Source organism: Nonomuraea sp. NPDC005692 (assembly GCF_040631115.1).
GTDB lineage: Bacteria > Actinomycetota > Actinomycetes > Streptosporangiales > Streptosporangiaceae > Nonomuraea.
Genome location: NZ_JBEXYU010000016.1, coordinates 174,579 through 194,558, shown reverse-complemented (window position 1 = coordinate 194,558; position 19,980 = coordinate 174,579). Strand labels below are relative to the sequence as shown.

Annotated in this window: 16 protein-coding genes; 8 read left to right on the top strand and 8 right to left on the bottom strand. The window is 75.0% G+C overall.

Annotation, left to right across the window (positions count from 1 at the left end):
* Positions 1–79 precede the first annotated feature (79 nt).
* From ABZ459_RS29740 to ABZ459_RS29725, 4 genes are all read left to right on the top strand, one after another.
* On the top strand, positions 80–568 hold the full coding sequence (locus tag ABZ459_RS29740; RefSeq protein ID WP_357977060.1) for a 2Fe-2S iron-sulfur cluster-binding protein: 489 nt from the start codon (positions 80–82) through the stop codon (positions 566–568).
* Complete coding sequence (locus ABZ459_RS29735; RefSeq protein WP_357977057.1) at positions 565–1,536, top strand: xanthine dehydrogenase family protein subunit M; 972 nt, start codon at positions 565–567, stop codon at positions 1,534–1,536. Before ABZ459_RS29740 ends, ABZ459_RS29735 begins: the two co-directional genes overlap by 4 nt.
* On the top strand, positions 1,533–3,554 hold the full coding sequence (locus ABZ459_RS29730) for a xanthine dehydrogenase family protein molybdopterin-binding subunit (protein WP_357977055.1): 2,022 nt from the start codon (positions 1,533–1,535) through the stop codon (positions 3,552–3,554). The genes ABZ459_RS29735 and ABZ459_RS29730 overlap by 4 nt, the downstream gene beginning before the upstream one ends.
* A gap of 66 nt (positions 3,555–3,620) precedes the next feature.
* Positions 3,621–4,118, top strand: a complete 498-nt coding sequence (locus ABZ459_RS29725; protein WP_357977052.1) for a DUF6328 family protein — start codon at positions 3,621–3,623, stop codon at positions 4,116–4,118.
* On the opposite strand, the gene ABZ459_RS29720 is transcribed toward ABZ459_RS29725, so the two are convergent.
* The 7 genes from ABZ459_RS29720 to ABZ459_RS29690 form a co-directional block, all read right to left on the bottom strand.
* Positions 4,070–4,408 (bottom strand): monovalent cation/H(+) antiporter subunit G, encoded by a 339-nt coding sequence (locus tag ABZ459_RS29720; protein ID WP_357977049.1) that lies wholly within the window; start codon positions 4,406–4,408, stop codon positions 4,070–4,072. The two genes, ABZ459_RS29725 and ABZ459_RS29720, sit on opposite strands and share 49 nt — an antisense overlap.
* 5 nt (positions 4,409–4,413) lie before the next feature.
* Positions 4,414–4,674, bottom strand: coding sequence for a monovalent cation/H+ antiporter complex subunit F (locus ABZ459_RS29715; protein ID WP_352351365.1), 261 nt, complete (start codon positions 4,672–4,674; stop codon positions 4,414–4,416).
* Entirely contained in the window at positions 4,671–5,213 is a 543-nt protein-coding gene (locus tag ABZ459_RS29710; RefSeq protein WP_357977046.1) for a Na+/H+ antiporter subunit E, read from the bottom strand. Before ABZ459_RS29710 ends, ABZ459_RS29715 begins: the two co-directional genes overlap by 4 nt.
* Entirely contained in the window at positions 5,210–6,778 is a 1,569-nt protein-coding gene (locus tag ABZ459_RS29705; RefSeq protein ID WP_357977043.1) for a Na+/H+ antiporter subunit D, read from the bottom strand. The genes ABZ459_RS29710 and ABZ459_RS29705 overlap by 4 nt, the downstream gene beginning before the upstream one ends.
* 21 nt (positions 6,779–6,799) lie before the next feature.
* Positions 6,800–7,624: a Na(+)/H(+) antiporter subunit C gene (locus tag ABZ459_RS29700; protein WP_357977040.1), complete on the bottom strand. Its 825-nt coding sequence runs from the start codon at positions 7,622–7,624 to the stop codon at positions 6,800–6,802.
* Positions 7,621–10,392 carry a Na+/H+ antiporter subunit A gene (locus tag ABZ459_RS29695; protein ID WP_357977037.1) on the bottom strand — a complete coding sequence of 924 codons (2,772 nt, stop codon included), beginning with the start codon at positions 10,390–10,392 and terminating at the stop codon, positions 7,621–7,623. The genes ABZ459_RS29700 and ABZ459_RS29695 overlap by 4 nt, the downstream gene beginning before the upstream one ends.
* Positions 10,393–10,537: 145 nt before the next feature.
* Positions 10,538–11,941, bottom strand: a complete 1,404-nt coding sequence (locus ABZ459_RS29690; RefSeq protein ID WP_357977035.1) for an alpha/beta hydrolase — start codon at positions 11,939–11,941, stop codon at positions 10,538–10,540.
* 127 nt (positions 11,942–12,068) lie between these two features.
* Between ABZ459_RS29690 and ABZ459_RS29685 the strand changes: the two genes are divergently transcribed.
* A complete protein-coding gene (locus ABZ459_RS29685) occupies positions 12,069–12,437 on the top strand; it encodes a hypothetical protein (RefSeq protein WP_357977033.1) in 369 nt (122 codons plus the stop codon).
* Between the two features lie 94 nt (positions 12,438–12,531).
* On the opposite strand, the gene ABZ459_RS29680 is transcribed toward ABZ459_RS29685, so the two are convergent.
* Positions 12,532–12,951, bottom strand: a complete 420-nt coding sequence (locus tag ABZ459_RS29680) for an SRPBCC family protein (RefSeq protein WP_357977030.1) — start codon at positions 12,949–12,951, stop codon at positions 12,532–12,534.
* A gap of 179 nt (positions 12,952–13,130) precedes the next feature.
* Between ABZ459_RS29680 and ABZ459_RS29675 the strand changes: the two genes are divergently transcribed.
* The 3 genes from ABZ459_RS29675 to ABZ459_RS29665 are packed head-to-tail and all read left to right on the top strand — an operon-like array spanning position 13,131 to position 19,974.
* On the top strand, positions 13,131–14,711 hold the full coding sequence (locus ABZ459_RS29675) for a TIGR02677 family protein (RefSeq protein WP_357977028.1): 1,581 nt from the start codon (positions 13,131–13,133) through the stop codon (positions 14,709–14,711).
* Positions 14,708–15,898: a TIGR02678 family protein gene (locus tag ABZ459_RS29670; RefSeq protein ID WP_357977025.1), complete on the top strand. Its 1,191-nt coding sequence runs from the start codon at positions 14,708–14,710 to the stop codon at positions 15,896–15,898. The genes ABZ459_RS29675 and ABZ459_RS29670 overlap by 4 nt, the downstream gene beginning before the upstream one ends.
* On the top strand, positions 15,895–19,974 hold the full coding sequence (locus ABZ459_RS29665) for a TIGR02680 family protein (protein ID WP_357977022.1): 4,080 nt from the start codon (positions 15,895–15,897) through the stop codon (positions 19,972–19,974). Before ABZ459_RS29670 ends, ABZ459_RS29665 begins: the two co-directional genes overlap by 4 nt.
* The last annotated feature ends 6 nt before the right edge of the window (positions 19,975–19,980 follow it).

The following is a 19,980-nucleotide window of genomic DNA, read 5'->3' as shown; positions in this document are numbered from 1 at the left end:
CACCTGGACTCCGTCACCTTTACCCCGAGATGTCCGAGCCCGTGGTTGCCCCCGGCGGTGGCCGGGTAGGCGAGCGCCTATGGACATCACCCTGCAGGTGAACGGCGTGCCGCACACCGTGGCCGTCGACCCCAGGATCTCCTTGCTCGACCTGCTGCGCGAACGGCTCGGCCTGACCGGCTCCAAGAAGGGCTGCGACCACGGCCAGTGCGGCGCGTGCACGGTGCTGATCGACGGCCGCCGGGCCAACTCCTGCCTGGCGCTGGCCGTGGCGGTGGACGGCAGCGAGATCGTCACCGTCGAGGGGCTGGCCTCGGGCGAGCAGCTGCATCCGCTGCAGGCCGCGTTCATCGAGCACGACGCCTTCCAGTGCGGCTACTGCACGCCGGGCCAGCTCTGCTCGGCGGTCGGCATGCTGGGCGAGCCCGGCCCGAGCGCCGTCACCGCCGACCTCCTCCTCGACCCGGCCCTGACGCCCGAGGAGATCAGGGAACGCATGAGCGGCAACCTGTGCCGGTGCGGCGCCTATCCCGGCATCGTGGCCGCGATCGGCGAGGTGGCCCGGTGAAGCCGTTCGACTACGTCCGCGCCCAGAGCCCGTCGGACGCGGTCGGCCGGTACGGCCCCGGCACGATGTACCTGGGCGGCGGCACCAACCTGGTCGACCTCATGCGCCTCGGCGTGGCCGCCCCCGACCACCTCGTGGACGTCAGCCGCCTGCCGCTGGACGCCGTCGAGCCCGTACGCGACCGGCTGCGGATCGGCGCGGCCGTGCGCAACAGCGACCTGGCGGCCGACCCGCTCGTCCGCGCCCGCTACCCCATGCTCGCCAGGGCCGTCCTGACCGGCGCCTCCGGCCAGGTCAGGAACATGGCCACGGTGGCCGGCAACCTGCTGCAACGCACCCGCTGCCCCTACTTCCAGGACGTCACCAGGCCGTGCAACAAGCGCGAGCCCGGCACCGGCTGCCCCGCGATCGAGGGCGACCACGGCAACCTGGCCGTGCTCGGCGCCTCGGACGCCTGCGTGGCCACCCACCCCTCGGACATGGCCGTGGCGCTGGCCGCGCTCGACGCCGAGGTGCACGTCACCGGCCCGGCCGGCGACCGGATCATCCCCATGCCCGGCCTGCACCGCCTGCCCGGCGACGCGCCCGAGCGCGACACCGTGCTCGAACCCGGCATGCTGATCACCGCCGTCGAGCTGCCCGCGCCGCCCCCGGGCGCCTCCCTCTACCGCAAGGTGCGCGAGCGGGCCTCGTTCGCGTTCGCGCTGGTGTCCGTCGCCGCCGTGCTCGACGTGCGCTGGGACGGCGTGGTGACCGGCTGCCGCATCGCGCTCGGCGGCGTGGCCCACGCGCCCTGGCGGGCCGAACGCGCCGAACGGGCGATCATCGGCGGCCCCGCCACCGGCGAGGCGTACCTGCGGGCCGCCGAGGCCGAGCTCGACCAGGCCCGCCCGCTGCCGCGCAACGCCTACAAGCTGCCGCTGGCGCGCAACCTGATCGTCCGCACGCTGGAGGAGCTGACGCCGTGAACCGCATCGAGGGGCGCGTCAAGGTCACGGGGCTGGCCACGTACGCCGCCGAGTACCCGGTCGAGGGCGTCGCCTACTGCTACCCGGTGCAGTCCACGGTCGCCAGGGGCCAGATCACGCGGGTGGACGCCGAGGAGGCGCTGGCCATGCCGGGCGTGCTCGCCGTGCTGTCCGTGGAGGACCCGCCCGACCTGGCCGAGGACGCCGACCCCGAACTGGCGCTGTTCCGCTCCAGGGACGTCGTCTACCGGGGCCAGCTCGTGGCCGCCGTCGTCGCCGGCAGCTACGACCAGGCCCGCGCCGCCGCCGACGCCGTCCGCGTCGAGTACCGGCCGCAGGCGCACGACGTGCGGCTGCGGGCCGACCACCCGGACCTCTACCGGCCGGAGGTGGTCAACCCGAACCTGCCGCCCGACACCGAGAAGGGCGACGTGGAGGCCGGGCTGGCCGCCGCCGCGTCGGCCGTGGACGTGACGTACACGACGCCGCCGCTGCACAACAACGCGATGGAGCCGCACGCCGCGGTGGCCGTGTGGGCCGACGACGGCCGGCTGCTGGTCTACGACTCGACCCAGGGCACCAGCGGCGACCGGGACAGCATCGCCAAGACCCTCGGCCTGCCCGCCGCCCAGGTGCGCGTGGTGTCCAGGCACGTCGGCGGCGGCTTCGGCTCCAAGGGCACCACCAGGCCGAACGCCGTGCTCGCCGCCCTGGCCGCCCGGGCCGCCGGCCGTCCGGTCAAGGTCGTCTTCACCCGGCAGCAGATGTTCGACCTCACCGGCTACCGCACCCCGACCGTCCAGCGGCTGCGGCTCGGCGCGGACGCCGAGGGCCGGCTCACCGCGGTCGAGCACACGGCGTACGTGCAGACCAGCAGGCTCGTCGAGTTCGCCGAGCAGGCCGCCACCCCCGGCCGCGTCATGTACGCCACGCCCGCGCTGCGCACCGCGCACCGGCTCGTCCGCCTCGACGTCGCCACGCCGTCCTGGATGCGCGCCCCCGGCGAGTGCCCCGGCATGTACGCCCTGGAGTCGGCGATGGACGAGCTGGCGGAGGCGGCCGGGATCGACCCCGTCGAGCTGCGCATACGCAACGAGCCCACGACCGAGCCGGACGGCGGGCTGCCGTTCAGCTCCCGCAGCCTGGTGACCTGCCTGCGCGAGGGCGCCCGCCGCTTCGGCTGGGACCGCCGCGACCCGGCGCCCGGCGTCCGGCGCGAGGGGGAGTGGCTGGTCGGCACCGGCGTGGCCGCCTCCACCTACCCGGCCAGGCGCGGCCCGTCGCAGGCCACCGCGACCGTGCGCGACGGCGACTTCGTCATCCGGGTGGCCGCCGCCGACATCGGCACCGGCGCCCGGACCGTGCTCACCAGGATCGCGGCCGACTGCCTCGGCGTCGCCCCCGGCCGGGTGCACGTCGAGCTCGGCGACAGCGACCTGCCCGCCGCCCCCGTCGCGGGCGGCTCGATGGGCACGGCGTCGTGGGGCTCGGCCGTCGTACGGGCCTGCGAGGCGCTGCGGGCCGACGGCGGCGAGGGGTCCGCCGACACCACCGAGGAGGTCAAGGCCGACGAGGAGCTGGCCAGGCACGCCTTCGGCGCCCAGTTCGCCGAGGTCAGGGTCAGCTCCGTGACGGGCGAGATCCGCCTGTCGCGGCTGCTCGGCGTGTTCGCCGCCGGCCGCATCCTGGACGCCAGGCTGGCCAGGTCGCAGTTCGTCGGCGGCATGACCATGGGCATGGGGATGGCGCTGATGGAGGAGACGCTGACCGACGACGAGTTCGGCGGCTTCCTCCACCGCGACCTGGCCCAGTACCACGTGCCGGCCTGCGCCGACGTGCCGGCGATCGAGGCGGTGTGGATCGACGAGCAGGACGGCCTGCTCAACCCGATGGGCTCCAAGGGCATCGGCGAGATCGGCATCGTGGGCACCGCCGCCGCGATCGGCAACGCCGTTCACCACGCCACCGGCCGGCGGGTGCGCGACCTGCCCATCACGCCCGCCAAGATCCTCGCCTGAGCTCCGAAATCCATGTTTCGACCGGCCTCCGCCAAGGAAGAGGAGAACATCCAACGAGGAGGCCGAGTGAAGAACGAGTCGCACGAGGAACGCGCCGACCGCAACTTCGTCGAGCTGCTGCAGGGCGCCCGCGTCGCGGTGACCGGCGTGCAGGTGCTGTTCGCGTTCCTGCTGACCGTCCCCTTCTCGCCCGGCTTCGTCAAGCTGGACCAGACCGACCGCTGGCTCTACTTCGCCGCGCTGGTCAGCGCCGCCATCGCGTCGATCTGCTACATCGCGCCGACCGCCCAGCACCGCGTGCTGTTCCGGCAGGGCCACAAGGAGACCCTGGTACGCCGGTCCAACACCTACGGCCTGTTAGGAGCGCTCGCCCTGGTGGTGTCGATGACCACGGCCACCATGCTGGTGATCGACTACCTGTTCCACTCCACCCTGGCCCTGATCACCGCCGGCGTCCTGGCCGGGCTGGCCGCCTGGACCTGGTTCGGCCAGCCCGCCCTCGACCGTAGGGGCGATCAGTCCTCCTCCGAGGGCGGCATCTCGGTCTCGTCCCGCGACGACTGACGCGAGTAGGCCGCCCGTCCCACCATGTACGCCGCCACCGACACGGTGATCACCTGCGAGGCCCCCACGATCAGCAGCGGCCCCGCGTTCCACCAGGTGGGCCGGTGGAACCACATCGCGGCCAGCACCAGCAGCACGCCGAGCACCTGCGGTTTGGTGCCGGCGTGCATCCGGTCGAGCGTCGTGCGGAAGCGCACCAGCCCGGCGCCCGCCGACAACGCCAGCACGGCCCCGAGCACCAGGCAGACCGCCGCCGCGGCGTCCATCACGCCGTCCATCACGCCGTCCATCACGCTCACCCCGACCGCCCCGGGAAGAACCGGGCCAGCGACACCGAGCCCACGAACCCCAGCAACGACAGCACCTGGAGCACCGGCAGGTCCGAGTAGTCGTCCCTGACCACCGCGAACAGCCCCACCGCGCACATCGCCAGCGACGTCAGCACGTCCAGGGCGACCGCGCGGTCCAGCATCGAGGGCCCGCGCCCCACCCGCCACAACGCGGCCGCCGCCCCGCCGCCCAGCAGCGCGATCGTCACCAGGTACACCGCGCTCACCGCAGCTCCTCCCGGTCCGCGCGGGTGCCGAACGCGGCCACGATCCGCGACTCCAGCCCGGCGACGTCCTCGCGGACCGTCTCGGGGACGCCCTCTCCGGCCAGCCCGAGCACGTGCAGCATCAGCTCTCTCCTGTCCATGTACGCCTCCACCACCAGGCTCCCCGGCATCGTGGACAACGCCACCATGATCATCACGGTCATCGACTCCGACGACGTGCGCAGCCGGACCAGGACCAGCTGGGTGGGCGGATCGCCGGGCCGCACCACCCACGCGACCACCCGCACGGTCGAGAGCAACATGTCCCACCCGAACCACAGCAGGAACCGCGCCAGCGGCAGCGGCCGCACCCTGATGCCCGGGTCCAGGACGGGCAGCGGCAGCAGCCACGTCACCACCACCGCGGTCGCCAGGCCGCCCAGCACGTTCCCCGCCGACAGCTCGCCCCACAGCGTCACCCACACCAGCGTCAGCCACGCCACCAGCGGCAGCGGCACCCGCCGGCCGAACAGCCGCGGCGCGAGCAGGCCGCCGCTCACCGCCGCGTCCCCAGCACGGCGGTGATGTACGTCTGCCGCTCGCTCAGCTCCGTGGCCACCCGCTGCGTCAGCGCCGCCAGTGGCCCGGCCAGCACCGTGAACGACAGCCCGAACGCCACCAGCGCCGCCGTCGCGCCCAGCAGCACGGGCGGCAGCGCCGTCGTCGTCACCACCGGCTCCTCACCCGTCGCCTCCTCGCTCTCCATCACCTGGCCCAGCCGCTCCTCGCGCGGCGCGCGCCAGAACGCCTTGCCCCACGTCCTGGCGATCGCGTACAGCGTCAGCAGGCTCGTGAGCAGCCCGCCCGCCACCAGCACGGCCGCCGCCGGGCCGCCCTTGGCCAGGCCCGCCTGCACCAGCAGCAGCTTGCCCAGGAACCCCGACATCGGCGGGATGCCCGACAGGTTCATCGCGGGCACGAAGAACAGCACGCCCAGCACCGGCGCGGTCCTCATCAGCCCGCCCAGCCGGTTGACCGAGGTGGTGCCGGTGCGCCGCTCGATCAGCCCCGTCACCAGGAACAGGCTCGTCTGCACGGTGATGTGGTGGACGATGTAGAACACCGCGCCCGCCAGGCCCGCCACCGTCGACAGCGCCACCCCGAACACCATGTAGCCGATGTGGCTGACCAGCGTGAAGGACAACATGCGCTTGATGTCGGTCTGCGCCACCGCGCCCAGCACGCCGGCCAGCATCGTGGCCAGCGCCACCGCCATCAGCAGCGTGGAGACCGGCCCGCCGGGGAACAGCAGCGCCTCCAGCCGGATGATCGAGTACACGCCGACCTTCGTGAGCAGCCCGGCGAACACGGCCGTGGCCGGCGCGGGCGCGGTCGGGTAGGAGTCCGGCAGCCACGCCGACACCGGGAAGATCGCCGCCTTGATCGCGAACGCCAGCAGCAGCGTCAGCTCGACCAGCAGCTTGACCTGCTCGGGCAGCGTGCCGAAGCGCTCGGCGAGCTGCGCCATCGACAACGTGCCCGTCGCGCCGTAGGTCACCGCCAGCGCGATCAGGAACAACATCGACGACGCCAGCGCCATCAGCGTGTACGTGGCCCCCGCCCGCATCCTGGACTCGGTCCCGCCGAAGGTCAGCAGCACGTACGAGCCGCTCAGCAACATCTCGAACGCGACGAACAGGTTGAACAGGTCACCGGACAGGAACGCGTCCGCCACGCCCGCCACCATGACCAGGAACGCCGGATGGAAGATCGCCATCGGCGCGTCGTGCTCCGCCTCGTCGTAGGCGTTGGCGATCGAGTACACCATCACGCAGAGCGTCACCGCCGACGACACCACCAGCACCAGCGTCGAGAGCCGGTCGGCCACCAGGCAGATCCCGACCGGCGAGGCCCAGCCGCCCAGCTCGGTCACCAGCGGGCCGTGCGTGTCGGCGTGCGCGAGCAGCAGCACCGACACCGCCAGCGAGATGCCCAGCGTGGTGACGCTGATGGCCGACTGCAGGTGCCGCAGCCGCCCGCCGATCGCCAGCTTGATCCCCGCCGCCAGCAGCGGCAGCAGCACCGGCACGCACACCAGCCCGCGCAGCTCGACCAGGTCACCCACGGGCCCCGCCCCTGCCTGCCACTAGTCGTCGCCCTCCAGTTCGGGGTCGTTGGCGAGCGCCTGGCGGGCCCGCTCCTCGCGGATGGCCGAGCGCATCTGCCTGCGGGCGTCGCGCTGCCTGGCCTTGATCCGCCGGCGCAGCTCCTTCTCGCCGGACGCCTGCTCGGCCCGCCGCCGGGTGTGCTCGCGGCGCAGCTCGTCGATGCGCTCGGCGTTGTCGCCGGCCTCCTCGCCCGGCCGGTCCCGCTGCCCGGCCTCCTCGAACCCGCGTTGCAGCTCCTCCTCCGACAACCCTTCGGCCATCCGGGTGCGCATCCACTCCTCCAGCTCGGTGTGCACGCGGGCGATCCGCCGTTCCAGGTCGTCCTCCTGCAGCCGCTCCCGCTCGGCCTGCTCGGCCTCCAGCCGGGCCAGCTCCGCCCGCTGCTCCACGACCAGCCGCCGGTAGGCGTCCTGCCGGGTGCGCAGGGCGTGGCTCAGCTCGCCGCGCCGGGCCCGCAGCCGCACCCGCCGGTCCTCGGTGTCGTCCTGGACCTCGTCGCTGCCGGTGAGCTGCCACGAGCGGTGCACCATGGCCAGCACGAACGCCGTCACGCCCAGGGTGATCACAATGGCGGTGAGCACCATCGCCTGCGGCAGCGGATCGGCCATGTCCGCCACCGGCGTGCTGCCCAGGATGGGCGGCCCGCCGGCGTTCCCGCCCGCGGTGACGATCAGCAGGTTCACGCCGTTGCCCAGCACGACGACCCCGGCCAGCACCCGTACCAGGCTCCGCTCCAGCAGCAGCGTCACGCCGGTCGTGATCATCACGCAGCAGCACACGAGCGGCGCCAGGGAGATCGTCACGAGCTCTCCTCCGCCTCGATCTGCCGGTCCAGTTCGGCGCCGAGGCCGCGCAGCACGTCCTGGACCATGCCGGTGACCGAGACGTACACGCCGAGGTCGAACAGCAGGCCGGTGGACACGTGCAGGCTGCCGACCAGCGGCAGGTGCACATCGGCCGCCAGCATGTCCAGCGCCGCCCGCCCGAACAGCAGCCCGGCCAGCGCCGTGCCGGTCGACAGGGTCAGCCCGACGCCCATCAGCACGCCGGCGTGCACCGGGACCGCCGCGGCCAGCTCGTACCGGCCGCCGGCCAGGTAGCGGACGGTGATCGCCAGCCCGGCCACGATGCCGCCGGCGAACCCGCCGCCGACCCCGCTGTGCCCGACGAACAGCAGGAACACCGAGAGCACGAGCACCGTGTGGAAGGTCAGCCGGGCCGCCACCTCGAAGGCCACGGCCCGCTGGCCGCGCGGCAGCGTCGAGGACAACCAGTGCGTGCGCTCGGCGGGCACCCGGCCGCGGTCGTCCCGCTCGATCTCGTACGTCCTGCGCCGCAGGAACACCAGGCTCGTCACGCCCAGCGTCAGCACGACCAGCACGGTGCTCTCGCCCATCGTGTCCCAGGCCCGGATGTCCAGGATGATGGCGCTGACGATGTTGCGCGCCCCGGCCTCGCGCGCCGCGGCGGGCATCATCGACCCGACGGCCCACGTGCTCCGCGCGCTGGTGGCCAGCAGGCCCGCCCCGGTCACCACCACCCCCACGGCCAGCCCGAGCCCGAACCGGAACAGGCGCGACAGCCGGGGCCTGACCGGGGTCACCGGCAGCCGCCGCAGCACCAGGGCGAACACCACCAGGGCCAGCGTCTCGGCGAGGAACTGGGTCAGCGCCAGGTCGGGCGAGCCGTGCGCGAGGAACAGCAGCGCGGTGCCGTACCCGATGACGCCGACGACCACGGCCAGCAGGATGTAGGCGCGGGCGAACAGCGCCAGCGCCGCCGCCGCGGTGATCAGGACCGCCAGCACCGGCTGCTCCACGCGCTCCCAGGCGACGACCGGCACGTCCAGGTGCGGCACGCCGCCGTAGGCGACGGCGAACACGCCGACGCCGGTCGTGGCGGCCAGCGTGAGCAGCAGGTAGTCGGGCAGCGAACCGCGCTGGACGAAGCCGGTGGCCTGGACGGCGAACCGGTCCAGGCGGCGGACGAGCGACCAGAAGATCTGCGTCGAGTCCAGCACGTGCAGCGCCGCGCCCGCCCTGGCCACCGGTTCCCTGGCCAGGAACAGCAGCACCCCGGCCGCCAGCGCCACGGCCGACAGCAGCAACGCGGGGGACAGGCCGGCCCAGATCGCCAGGTGCGTGGCATGGCCCGGGTCGCGGAAGGTGCCGGTGTAGCCCGACATCGCGCCGCCGTACCAGGAGGCGAAGGGCGCCAGCGCCAGGCCGAGCACGGCCAGCAGCGCGGCGGGCGCGAACATGGCCGCCGCCGTCCGGTGCGCCGGCGTGGCCGGCACGCCCGGCTTGGCGGCGAAGGCGCCCCACAGGAACCGCAGCGTGTACGCCGCAGTCAGCGCCGACCCCGCCACCACCCCCGCCAGCACGAGCGGCCGGTCCAGCAGCGCCTCCAGCGCCGCCTCCTTGCCGGCGAACCCCGCGAACGGCGGCAGCCCCGCCATCGACGCCCCCGCCAGCACCGCGGCCGCGCACACCCACGGCATCGACCGGCCCACCCCGCTCAGCTCGCGCAGCTCACGGGTGCCGGTGGCATGGTCGACGACGCCCACGACCAGGAACAGCGCGGCCTTGAACAGCGCGTGCGCGGCCAGCATGCCCACCCCGGCCAGCGCCGCGCCCCGGGTGCCCGAGCCGAACAGCGTGATCAGGAAACCGAGCTGGCTGACCGTGCCATAGGCCAGCAGCCGCTTCAGGTCCGTCTCGCGCAGCGCCCGCCAGCCGCCCAGCAACATGGTCAGCACCCCGAGCGGCACCGCGACCGCCCGCCACACCGGCACGTCCCCGAACGCCGGCCCGAGCCTGGCCACCAGGTACACCCCGGCCTTGACCATGGCCGCCGCGTGCAGGTACGCCGACACCGGCGTCGGCGCCGCCATCGCGGCCGGCAACCACGTGCTGAACGGGAAGATCGCCGACTTCGCCAGCGCCCCGGCCAGCACCAGCACCAGCCCGGCGGCCAGCGGGCCCGCCTGCGGCGGCCGGGCGACGACCCCCGACAGCGCGTACGTGCCCGCCGCCTGCCCGACCACCACGAACCCGGCCAGCATCGCCAGCCCGCCCAGCGTGGTCACCGTCAGCGCCTTCATCGCGGCCCGCCGGCTCGCCCGGCTCTCCGGGTGGTAGCCGATCAGCAGGTAGGAGAAGACGGTGGTCAGCTCCCAGAAGACGTACAGCAGGAGCAGGTTGTCGGCGGTGACCAGCCCCAGCATCGACCCGGCGAAGGCGGTCATCGCGCCGCCGTAGCGGCCCAGCCCGTCGTCGCCGGCCGGGAAGTAGCGCACGCTGTAGACCAGGACCAGCACGCCCACGCCGGTGACCAGCGCCGTCATCAGCAGGGTCAGCGGGTCGGCCCGGAAGGACAGCTCCAGCCCGAGCGCGGGCGCCCATCGGGTGTCCTCCCGCGCCGGCAGCCCCCGCACCCCGAGCCACACCGTGTACGCGAAACCGGCGCCGGGGGCCACGGCCAGCAGCAGGAAGGAGGCCCGTCCCATGCGCCGGGCCAGCCAGGGAGCGCAGACCGCCGCGAGCGCGTGCAGGACCAGCAGCGACTCCATGGGCTCCTCGGGCGGGAATTTCCGGCTACGTCCGCCCAATCTCTCCCGCCCGGTCGTGCCCGCCGCGCAGGCGCGGCCAGGGTTGACCCGAACGTCACCAGTCCCTCACCCGCCCATGAGCGGGTGGGGGACCGGGCCGACGCCGTCAGACCTTCGCGCAGGCTCCCGGGCGCGGCGCGCGAGCCGTGATCACGTACCGGTCGATCTGCCGGTCCAGGCAGGACGAGCTCCCCTTGTACGCCGTGTGCCCGTCGCCGTCGTGGGTCAGCAGCACGCCGTGCTCCAGCTGCCCGGCCAGCCGCCTGGCCAGCTCGTACGGCGTGGCCGGGTCACGCGTCGTGCCCACCACCACGATCGGCGGCGACCCGTGGGCGCGCACCTTCCTGGTGAACCTCTCGCCCCTGACCGGCCAGTACGCGCAGCGCTGCTCGGGATGGTCCAGGCAGTTGACGGCGGTCAGCGCCTCGCTGCTGTTGTCGTAGCTACCGTCGGGACGGCGTCCGTGGTTGACGTCGGCCAGGGCGAGCATGGCCGTGCCGTCGCCCCTGAAGGCGAGGGTGAGCGCCTGGCGCAGGTAGGGCCAGCTGTCCTTGGCGTACATGGCCTGGTTGACGCCCGAGCGCAGGATGGCCTCGTTGACCTGCCTGCTGTCGCCGTCGTTGCGCAGCGGCGCCCGGTCGGCCCGCTTGTAGAGCGCCTCCAGCCGCCTGGTCGACGCGGCGACGGTGTGGCGGGGGAACGGGCAGTCCCTGGCCCGGAAACAGTCGCGCAGGAACGACTCGCGCGCCATCCGGAACCCCCGCTCCTGCGCCGCGCCGAACTCGGCGAGCGTCTGGCCGGGGTCCTCGGCGCCGTCGAGCACCATGGCGCGGATCCGGGTGGGGAACAGGTCGGCGTAGCGGGCGCCCAGGTAGGTGCCGTAGGAGAAGCCGAAGTAGGTCAGGCGGGCGTCGCCCAGGGCGGCCCGCATCACGTCCAGGTCGCGGGCGACCTCGCCGGTGCCGACGTGCGCGAGCAGCTGCTTGCCGGAGTTGGTCGCGCAGCCCTGGGCGAAGATCTTCATCCACGCCTTGGCCCGCTTGACCTCGGCCGCGTTGTCGGGGGTGGGGTCGGCGGCGAAGTAGGCGTCCAGACCGAGGGGCGACAGGCAGCGCACGGGGGCGGAGGCGCCCACGCCGCGCGGGTCGAAGCCGACCACGTCGAAGTGCTGCCGGACGGCGGCCGACATGACGGTCTTGTCGGCCTTCAAGATGGTCGCGCCGGCGCCGCCGGGACCGCCGAAGTTCAGCACGATCGAGCCGATCCTCCGGCCGGTCGCGGGCAGCCGGACCATGGCGATCCTGATCCGCCGGCCGCCGGGCCTGGCATAGTCGAGGGGGACCGCCAATTTCGCGCACTGGAACCCGCTGCCGCACCCCGACCAGGCCAGGCGCTGACCGTAATAGGCGTCGAGCCCGCCGTTCGTGGCCGCGTCCGCGGCGCCGGACAGGCCGGCCGCGGCGATCAGACCTGCGAGTACGGGGGAAAGAATCGTGATTAAACGTCGCATAACCAAAAGTTGAAGGGGATACCTTGCGAGCCCCTTTAAGCGTGGTGGCACAGATCATTTGCAAGAAGCACGCCGGGCTGGGTATCGAGCAGGTCATCCGCACGATTACCAGGGGGAACAGGCCGCCATGTCGCAGCAGAACCGTCCCGTCGAGGGCAAGCACAAGTACGAGCAGCACGTCACCTCGACCGACGAACACGAGGAGCGGCCCGGCCGCAGTCTCATCACCACCGACCACGACGTGATCCAGGAATGGGCGCAGGAACGCGGCGCCAAGCCCGCGACCGTGCCCGGCACCGAGCACCAGGGCAGGGCCGGCGTGCTCCGCTTCGACTTCCCCGGCTACGGCGGGGGCGACCTGGCGGAGATCACCTGGGAGGAGTGGTTCGAGACCTTCGACCAGCGGAAGCTGAACTTCATCTACCAGGAGCACAAGAAGGACGGCAAGCAGAGCAACTTCTTCCGGCTGGAGAACCCGGACCGCGAGGACGCCTGAACCCCGGCGGGCGGGCCCGCCCCCGCCCGCCCGCCGGAGCCGGCCGCCCTCGCAAGGAGGCCGCCGTCCGGCCGCGCCCGGGGAAGCCCGCCGTTCAGCCGCCCTCGGAGACGCGGCGGGTGACCTCGTCGGCCAGCCGGTCGAGGGAGCGGTCGAGCAGCTCGCGCACCTCGTCGGCCCTGGCGCTGGAGGCCGGCTCGTCGAGCAGCGACAGGTGGACCGTCACCTCGCTCGTGCCGGCCGCCGAGTCGGACACCTGCAGCCAGCCCGCGTAGTCGGGGTGGTCGCGGCCGCCCCACTCCACCCGGAGCTGCTCCTCCCGGACGCGGAACAGCCCCTCGTGCCGCCCGCTGCCGGGCACCAGCTCGCCGCCCGCCTCGACGGTGCCCGCCCCGCCGTCGCCGACCCACAACCCCTGCGGCAGCCACCGGTCCATCAGCTCGACGTCGGACGCCACCCCGAACACGATCATGCTGTCGGCCGGCATCCCGCGCGTCGCCTCGATCTCCGCCATCACAGGCCCCCGTCTTCCCCGAATGCCGCCGTACCGGGCGCGGACCGCGCCGCCTGCCACCGGCAGCCGAACGCGGCGACCATACCCGTGGCATCTGCTCGCAAACCGGCCCCCGCGGTGCCCGTCTCTCCGGCTACGGTGGCTCCGGTGAAACCGCGGCGAGAGGGGAGAACGGCGCGATGGCGGAGCTGCCACGAGTGCCGCCGGAGATGTTCCGGTTCGCCACCACTGAGCGGGCGGATCTGCACACGGCCCTCCTCGACGTCCTCGGCGCCGCCGCCGAGCGCCTGGAGCCCGCGCTGACCGCCGACGAGGTCCGCGACCGGCTGCGCGCCCGCGGCTGGTACGCCCCCGTCGGCGACCACGACCTCACCGGCGCGCTGCGGCAGCTCGCCGGCTGGCGGCTGGTCGAGGTCGTCTTCGACCACGCCGCCGGCTTCGCGACCGCCGAGGAGTACGAACGCAGGAACCTGCGCTACGCCCTGACCGCCGAGGGCGAGGCCGCCCACGCCGGGCTGCGGCGGGCGTCGGAGACGCTGGCCGCGGCGGGCGCGTTCCACACCGCCGTGCTCGACGCCCTCGCCGACCGGCTGGAGGAGCTGGAGGCGCTGCTGGCCGACCCCGACCCCGGCCGCGACCGGCGGGTGTTCACCTGCCTGCGGGAGCTGGAGTGCCACCTCGACGGGCTGCGCCGCGACACCGTGCGGCTCAACGGCGAGCTGCGGCGGCTGCTGCGCGCCGACGGCGCCGGCGTTGGCACGTTCCACGAGGCCGAGGCGGCCACCGTGGCCTACCTCCAGGAGTTCGTGACCGGGCTGGAGCAGCGCGGCGAGACGGCGGCGCGGGCGCTGCGCGGCGTGGCCGGGCGGGGCGTCGGCGTGCTGCACACCCGCGCCCTGGCCGGCGCCGACCTGCCCCGGATCCCCGGGACCGACCTGGCCACGCCGTGGCTGGCCGCCCGCGCCGCCGCCTGGGCGGAGCTGCGCCAGTGGTTCGACCCCGACCTCGACGGCGGCACCGGCGGCGAAGGCGCCGAGAGCGGCGGTGCCGGGCCCCGGTTGCGGCGGCTGCACGAGGTCGCCGGCGAGGCCATCGTCACCCTGCTCGGGCTGCTCGACCGCGTCACCGCCGCTCGCCGTCCCGCCTCCAGCGCCGCCGCCGACTTCCGCGCGCTGGCCCGCTGGTTCGCCACCGCGCCGGGCGAGGACGACGCCCACCGGCTCTGGGACGCCGCCTTCGGCCTCGGCCCCGCCCGGCACGCCCACCTCGGGCACGCCGACGCCGAACTCGTCCCGGCCGGGACGTCCTGGGCGGAGGCCGGGCCGGTGGCGGTCTCGGCGCTGCTGCGCTCGCGGGGCAGGACCGAGCGCATGGGCCGCACCGGGCGGGTGCGCGACGTGGCCGCGCTGCGCGCCGAGCGCCGCGCCCGCGCCGAGAAGGAGCACGCCGGGCTGGAGGCCGCCTGGCAGGCGCTGGCCACCACCGGCTCGGTCCGGCTGTCCCAGCTCGGCGCGCTCGACCACGACACCCTCGGCCGGCTGCTCGACCTGCTGGGCCGGGCCCTGGCCGCCCGTCCCGACGCCACCGGCCTGCGCCGGGCCGTCACCTCCGACGGCCGGGTCGAGGTCGTGCTGCGGGCCCCCGGCGACGGCGCGGTCGCGGTGCTGCGCACGTCCGAGGGCTGGTTCCGCGGCCCCGACTACCTGCTCGACGTGCGCTCCCCGGGCGCCCGCGACCACGGGAGGGCCGAAGGGGCATGAGCAGCCTGGCCAACCAGCTCGTCAGGGCGGAGAAGGAGGAGATCGCCCGCGCGATCAGGACCCTCCTCGCCCGGCCCTTCCTGGCGGCGGACGACGAGCCCGCCGCCTTCGCGGTGATCAGGAAACGGCGGGAGCCGCTGACCCGGTGGTTCGACTACTTCTGCGGCTGGCGGCTGGTCGTGGAGCCCCGCGAGGGCTACGCCCGCCTGGTCAAGGTCGGGTCGCGGCCGACGGCCACCCGCCCGGCCCGGCGTCGCGCCGGCGGCCCGCCGTTCGACCGACGCCGCTACACGCTGCTGTGCCTGTGCGCGGCCGAACTGCTCGCCGCGCCGGTCGCCACGATCGGCATGCTGGCCGGACGGGTGGCGCGGGCGGCGGCGGTCGAGCCCGGCGTGCCGCCCTTCGACCCGGTCGGCGCCGACGAGCGGGCCGCCTTCGTCGACGCGCTCAAGCTGCTCGAACGGCACGGCGCGATCACCGCCACCGACGGCACGACCGACGCCTACCTCGGCGACGAGGAGGCCAAGGTGCTCTACCGCGTGGACACCACCCGCGTGATCAGGCTGCTGGCCGCCCCCGTCCCGCCCTCCCGCCTGCCCGGCGCGGCCGGTACCCCCGCGGCGCTCACCGTCGAGGCCCGTTACGGCGGCGACGAACCCTCGGAGACCCAGCGCGCCCTGTGGGCCCGCCACTCCGTCATCCGCCGCCTGCTCGACGAGCCCGTCGTCTACCGCGACGAGCTGACCCCCGCCCAGGCCGCCTACGCCGCCTCGCTCACCGGCCGCCGGATGATCCGCAGGGCCGCCGAGGAGGCCGGGTTCGTGCTGGAGGAACGCGCCGAGGGCCTCCTGCTCGTCGACACCGAGGCCACCGCCACCGACACGAGGTTCCCCGACGACGGCGGCCACGCCAAGGTCGCCGCCCTGCTCCTGCTCGACCTGCTGGTCACCGCCGGTCCGCTGCCCGCGGGACGCCTCGACGAGGAGGCCGCCGAGCTGCTGCGGCGCTTCCCCCAGTGGGCCAGGGCCTACCAGTCGGACGGCGGCGCGCCTCGCCTCGCGGCCGACGCGCTGGCGGTGCTCGCCATGTTCGGGCTGGCCCGCCGTACCGGCGACCGGGTGGCCGCCCTGCCCGCCGGAGCCCGCTACCGGGTCGATCGCGGCCCGGCCGACACGGAGGACGCATGACCGTCACCGAGCTCACGCCCGCCCGCACCGCCCCGGGCATGGACCGGCGCTGGATCCCCGTACGCGCCGGGATCCTCAACGTGTGGCGCTACCACGACGAGGTGTTCGAGTTCCACCGGGGCAGGCTGCTGCTGCGCGGGCCCAACGGCAGCGGCAAGTCCAAGGTGCTCGAACTGCTGCTGCCGTACGTGCTGGACGCCAGCCTCAAACCCAGCAGGCTGTCCACGTTCGGCGGCACCGAGCGGACCATGCACTGGAACCTCATGGGCGAGGGCGCGAGCGGCGTCACCCGCGTGGGCTACGTCTGGCTGGAGTTCCAGCACGCCGACGGCCGCTGGTTCACCTGCGGCGCCCGCCTCCAGGCCACCGCCCACACCAAGAACGTCACCGCCGCCTACTTCACCACCGGCTCCCGCGTCGGCCTGCCCGGCGGCGTCCGGCTCACCGGTGACGGCGGCCAGCCGCTGACCAGGGCCCAGCTCGCCGACGAGCTGGGCGAGGCCGGCACGGTCCACGAGTCCGCCGACGCCTACCGCGCCGTCGTGCGCCGCACCCTCTACACCGCGCTCAACGAGCAGCGCTACGACTGCCTGCTCACCGCGCTGCGCCAGCTCCGCACCCCCAAACTGTCCGAACGCCTCGACCCCGGCCTGCTGTCCGACCTGCTGTCCAGCGCCCTGCCGCCGCTCGGCGAGGGCGAGATCCACGAGATCGCCGACGGGTTCGAGCGGCTCGACCGGCGGCGCGAGGAGCTGCGCCTGCTCGACCGCGACGTGCAGGAGGCCGACCGGCTGGCCGACGTCCAGCGCGGCTACGCCCAGAAGGTGCTGCGCGCGGCCGCCGCCGCGGCCCTGTCCGCCGGGCAGGCCGTCGACGCCCTCGCCGCCGAGGTCAAGGCCGGACGGGAGGCGCTCAAGCAGGCTGACGGCGAGCTGGCCGCCGCGGCCGTCCGGCTGTCGGAGGAGGAGGCGCAGGAGCTGGCCCTGGCCGCGCAGATCGACGGGCTGAAGGAGAGCGAGGCGTACCGGTCCGGGCGTGACCTGCACCGGCTGCGCACGCAGGCGGGCGAGGCGCACGAGTCGGCGGCCCGGCTGCGCGACCAGGCCGGGGCGGCGGCCCGCAGCGCGTCGGCCAGGCAGGAGCTGTCGCTGCGCGCGGCGGCCGTCGCCCGAGCCGCCACCGGCCTGGCCGACCGCGCCCGCGCCGAGGCCCGCCGGGCCGCCGAGCGCGCCGGGCTGCTCTCGGTCCACCTGGAGTGCGAACGCCCGGTCCCCGAGCCCGCGAGCGCGCAGTCCGGGGGCGCCCCCGGCGAGGGGGAGCGGGGCGACGACGGCGAGGAGTCCGTGCGCCGCGCCCGCGAGCTGCTGCGCGCCGCCGTCACCAGCCGCGCCGGCCAGATCCGCGAGGTCGCGGCGGCGGCCGTCGAGCACGAGGAGGCGATCGGCCGCCGCACCACCGCCGAGCACGACCGCGACCGGGTCCGCGACGACCTGACGGCCGCGACCGCCGCCCACGACCAGGCCGGCGCGACCCGCGACGAGCGCGCCCACGACCTGGCCGCCGCCCTGGAGGAGTGGGCCCGCGGCTGCGTCCACCTCCGGCTCGACCCCGAGGAGCTGGCGGGCCTCGCCGACCGGTCCGACCAGGCCGACGAGCTGGTCGGCGCGGCGCGCACGGCGGCCGCGGTCCGGCTGGCCGCCCGCGAGCACCACCTGACCGGCCTGCGTGACCGGCTGCACGCCGAGCGCGCCGAACTGGCCCGCGAACGCGAACGCCTGGCCGACCGGACCGCCCTGGAGCCGCCCCCCTCGCCCGCCCGCCCCGCCTCCAGGTCCGGACGGCCCGGCATGCCGCTGTGGCGGGCGCTCGCCTTCCGCTCCGGCGTCGACCCGGTCACCCAGGCGGGCGTCGAGGCGGCGCTCGAAGCCTCGGGCCTGCTCGACCTGTGGCTGCTGCCCGACGGCGGCATGGACCCCGGCGAGCACGACGCCTTCGCCGCCTCCGCCCTGGCCCGGCCCGCGCCCGGCCACAGCCTGGCCGCCGTGCTGTCCGCCCAGCCGGGCGCGCCCGTCTCGGCCGAGCGGGTGCTCGCGGGCGTCGCCTTCGCCCCCACGGCGCTCGGCCTCGACCATCCGGCGGCCGTCGGCGCCGACGGCACCTGGCAGCTCGGCCCGGCCGCCGGGCGCTGGGTCAAGCCGGAGCCCTCCTACATCGGCGACGCCGCCCGCGAGCGCGCCCTGCGCCGCCGCGTCGCCGAGCTGGACGACCGGCTCTCCGACCTGGCCGGCACGATCGCCGAGTGCGACCACCTGTTCAGGGTGCTGGCCGGCGACCGCGACACGCTGGCGGCCGAGCTGCGGCGGCGGCCCGACAGGAGGCCGTACGACGGGGCCGCGCGGGCCCTGGACGCGGCCGTGGGCAAGGTCGCCCTGCTGGAGGACCAGCTGCGCGCGCACGAGCAGCGCCTGCACGAGCGCGAGAAGGAGGTGGGCAGGTCGCTGCGCCGGCTCACGGAGCTGGCCGCCCGGCACGCGCTGCCCGCCGCCCGGCCCGCGCTCGACCGGCTGGAGGCCGCCCTGCGCGCCGCCGAGACCACCGGCGCCGTCTGGCACGACCGGCGCGGCGACGCCCGCGCGGCCAGGGACCGCGCCGGCCAGGCGGCCGAGACCGCCCGCGAGTACCAGGACCTGGCCGTACGCGCGATGGAACGGGCCGAGGAGGCGGCCGACGCGGCCGTCGTGCTGGCCGAGAAGCTGGCCGCCGTCGAGCCCGCGGCCGGCGGCGAGGACCCCGACCTGCTCGGCCGGCTCCAGGACGCCCAGACCGCCCACCAGGGCTGCCGCCGCCTGATCCGGACGATCCACGACGACACGGCCCGGCTCAACGCCCGCCTCGGACGGCTCAGGGGCGAGCTGGGCCGGGCCGAGGAGAAGCACGCCGAGGCCGGTCGCGTCCGCGAGGCGGTCTGCGAGCGCCTGCGCCGCCTGCTGGCCGGCCACCTGGCCGCCGACGCCGGCGTGCCGGCCGGGCTCGCCCCCGACGCCGGGGTGCGGGCGGTCCTGGAGGCGGCCGGGGACGTGGCCGGGCGGCTCGCGGCGGTGCCGCACGAGCAGCGGACCGTCAGGGAGGCCGAGGCCCGCCTGCGGGACGCCTTCCACCACGCCAGGGAGGTCCTGGCCGGCCGGGCCGAGCTGGAGCTGGCCCCCGACGAGGACGTCCAGGTGCTGACCGCCACCGCCGGCGGCGTGCGGGCGGGCGCGGCGGCGCTGGGCAGGGCGCTGCGCGGCGAGCGCGACGAGCGGCGCGGCGACATCACCGAGGCCGAGCGCGACCTGTTCGACCGCACGCTCGCCGGTGACACGCGGCGGCACCTGGCCGACCGCATCCGCCAGGCCGCCGCGCTGGTCGAGGGCATGAACCAGCGGCTCGAACGCGTCCGCACGGCCTCGGGGGTCGCGGTGCGCCTGGTGTGGCAGGTCGATCCCACCCAGTCCCCGGCCACCCGCGCGGCCCGCGAGCTGCTGCTGCGCGACCCGGCCGGGCTGAGCGAGGCCGACCGCGAGGCCCTGTACGCCTTCTTCCGGGACCGCGTCGAGGAGGCGCGCGCCGACAACTCCTCGGCCGGCTGGGAGGACCAGCTCATGAGGGTGCTCGACTACACGTCCTGGCACCGGTTCGTGGTCCGCCTCGACCGCGGCGACGGCCAGGGCTGGCAGGACCTGACCAGGAAGCTGCACGGCGCCCTGTCCGGCGGGGAGAAGGCCATCGCCCTGCACCTGCCGCTGTTCGCCGCCGTGGCCGCCCACTACCGCACCGACCCCGGCTGCCCCCGGTTCATCCTGCTGGACGAAGTGTTCGTGGGCGTCGACCGGGCCAACCGCGGCCAGGTCTTCGACCTGCTGGTGAACCTCGGGCTCGACCTCGTGCTCACCTCCGACCACGAGTGGTGCGAATACCGCGAGCTGGACGGCATCGCCATCCACCAGCTCATCACCGGCGACGGCGACGACGCGGTGACCACGGCCCGCTTCGTGTGGAACGGCTACCGGACCGTCGCCACCGAGACCCTTGATTAGAAAGGT

Bases quoted from the DNA above. Each gene is read 5' to 3' on its own strand.
- ABZ459_RS29740 (WP_357977060.1), top strand. From the start codon at position 80: ATGGACATCACCCTGCAGGTGAACGGCGTGCCGCACACCGTGGCCGTC.
- ABZ459_RS29720 (WP_357977049.1), bottom strand. From the start codon at position 4,408: ATGGACGGCGTGATGGACGGCGTGATGGACGCCGCGGCGGCGGTCTGC.
- ABZ459_RS29695 (WP_357977037.1), bottom strand. From the start codon at position 10,392: ATGGAGTCGCTGCTGGTCCTGCACGCGCTCGCGGCGGTCTGCGCTCCC.
- ABZ459_RS29690 (WP_357977035.1), bottom strand. From the start codon at position 11,941: ATGCGACGTTTAATCACGATTCTTTCCCCCGTACTCGCAGGTCTGATC.
- ABZ459_RS29685 (WP_357977033.1), top strand. From the start codon at position 12,069: ATGTCGCAGCAGAACCGTCCCGTCGAGGGCAAGCACAAGTACGAGCAG.
- ABZ459_RS29680 (WP_357977030.1), bottom strand. From the start codon at position 12,951: ATGGCGGAGATCGAGGCGACGCGCGGGATGCCGGCCGACAGCATGATC.
- ABZ459_RS29675 (WP_357977028.1), top strand. From the start codon at position 13,131: ATGGCGGAGCTGCCACGAGTGCCGCCGGAGATGTTCCGGTTCGCCACC.
- ABZ459_RS29670 (WP_357977025.1), top strand. From the start codon at position 14,708: ATGAGCAGCCTGGCCAACCAGCTCGTCAGGGCGGAGAAGGAGGAGATC.
- ABZ459_RS29665 (WP_357977022.1), top strand. From the start codon at position 15,895: ATGACCGTCACCGAGCTCACGCCCGCCCGCACCGCCCCGGGCATGGAC.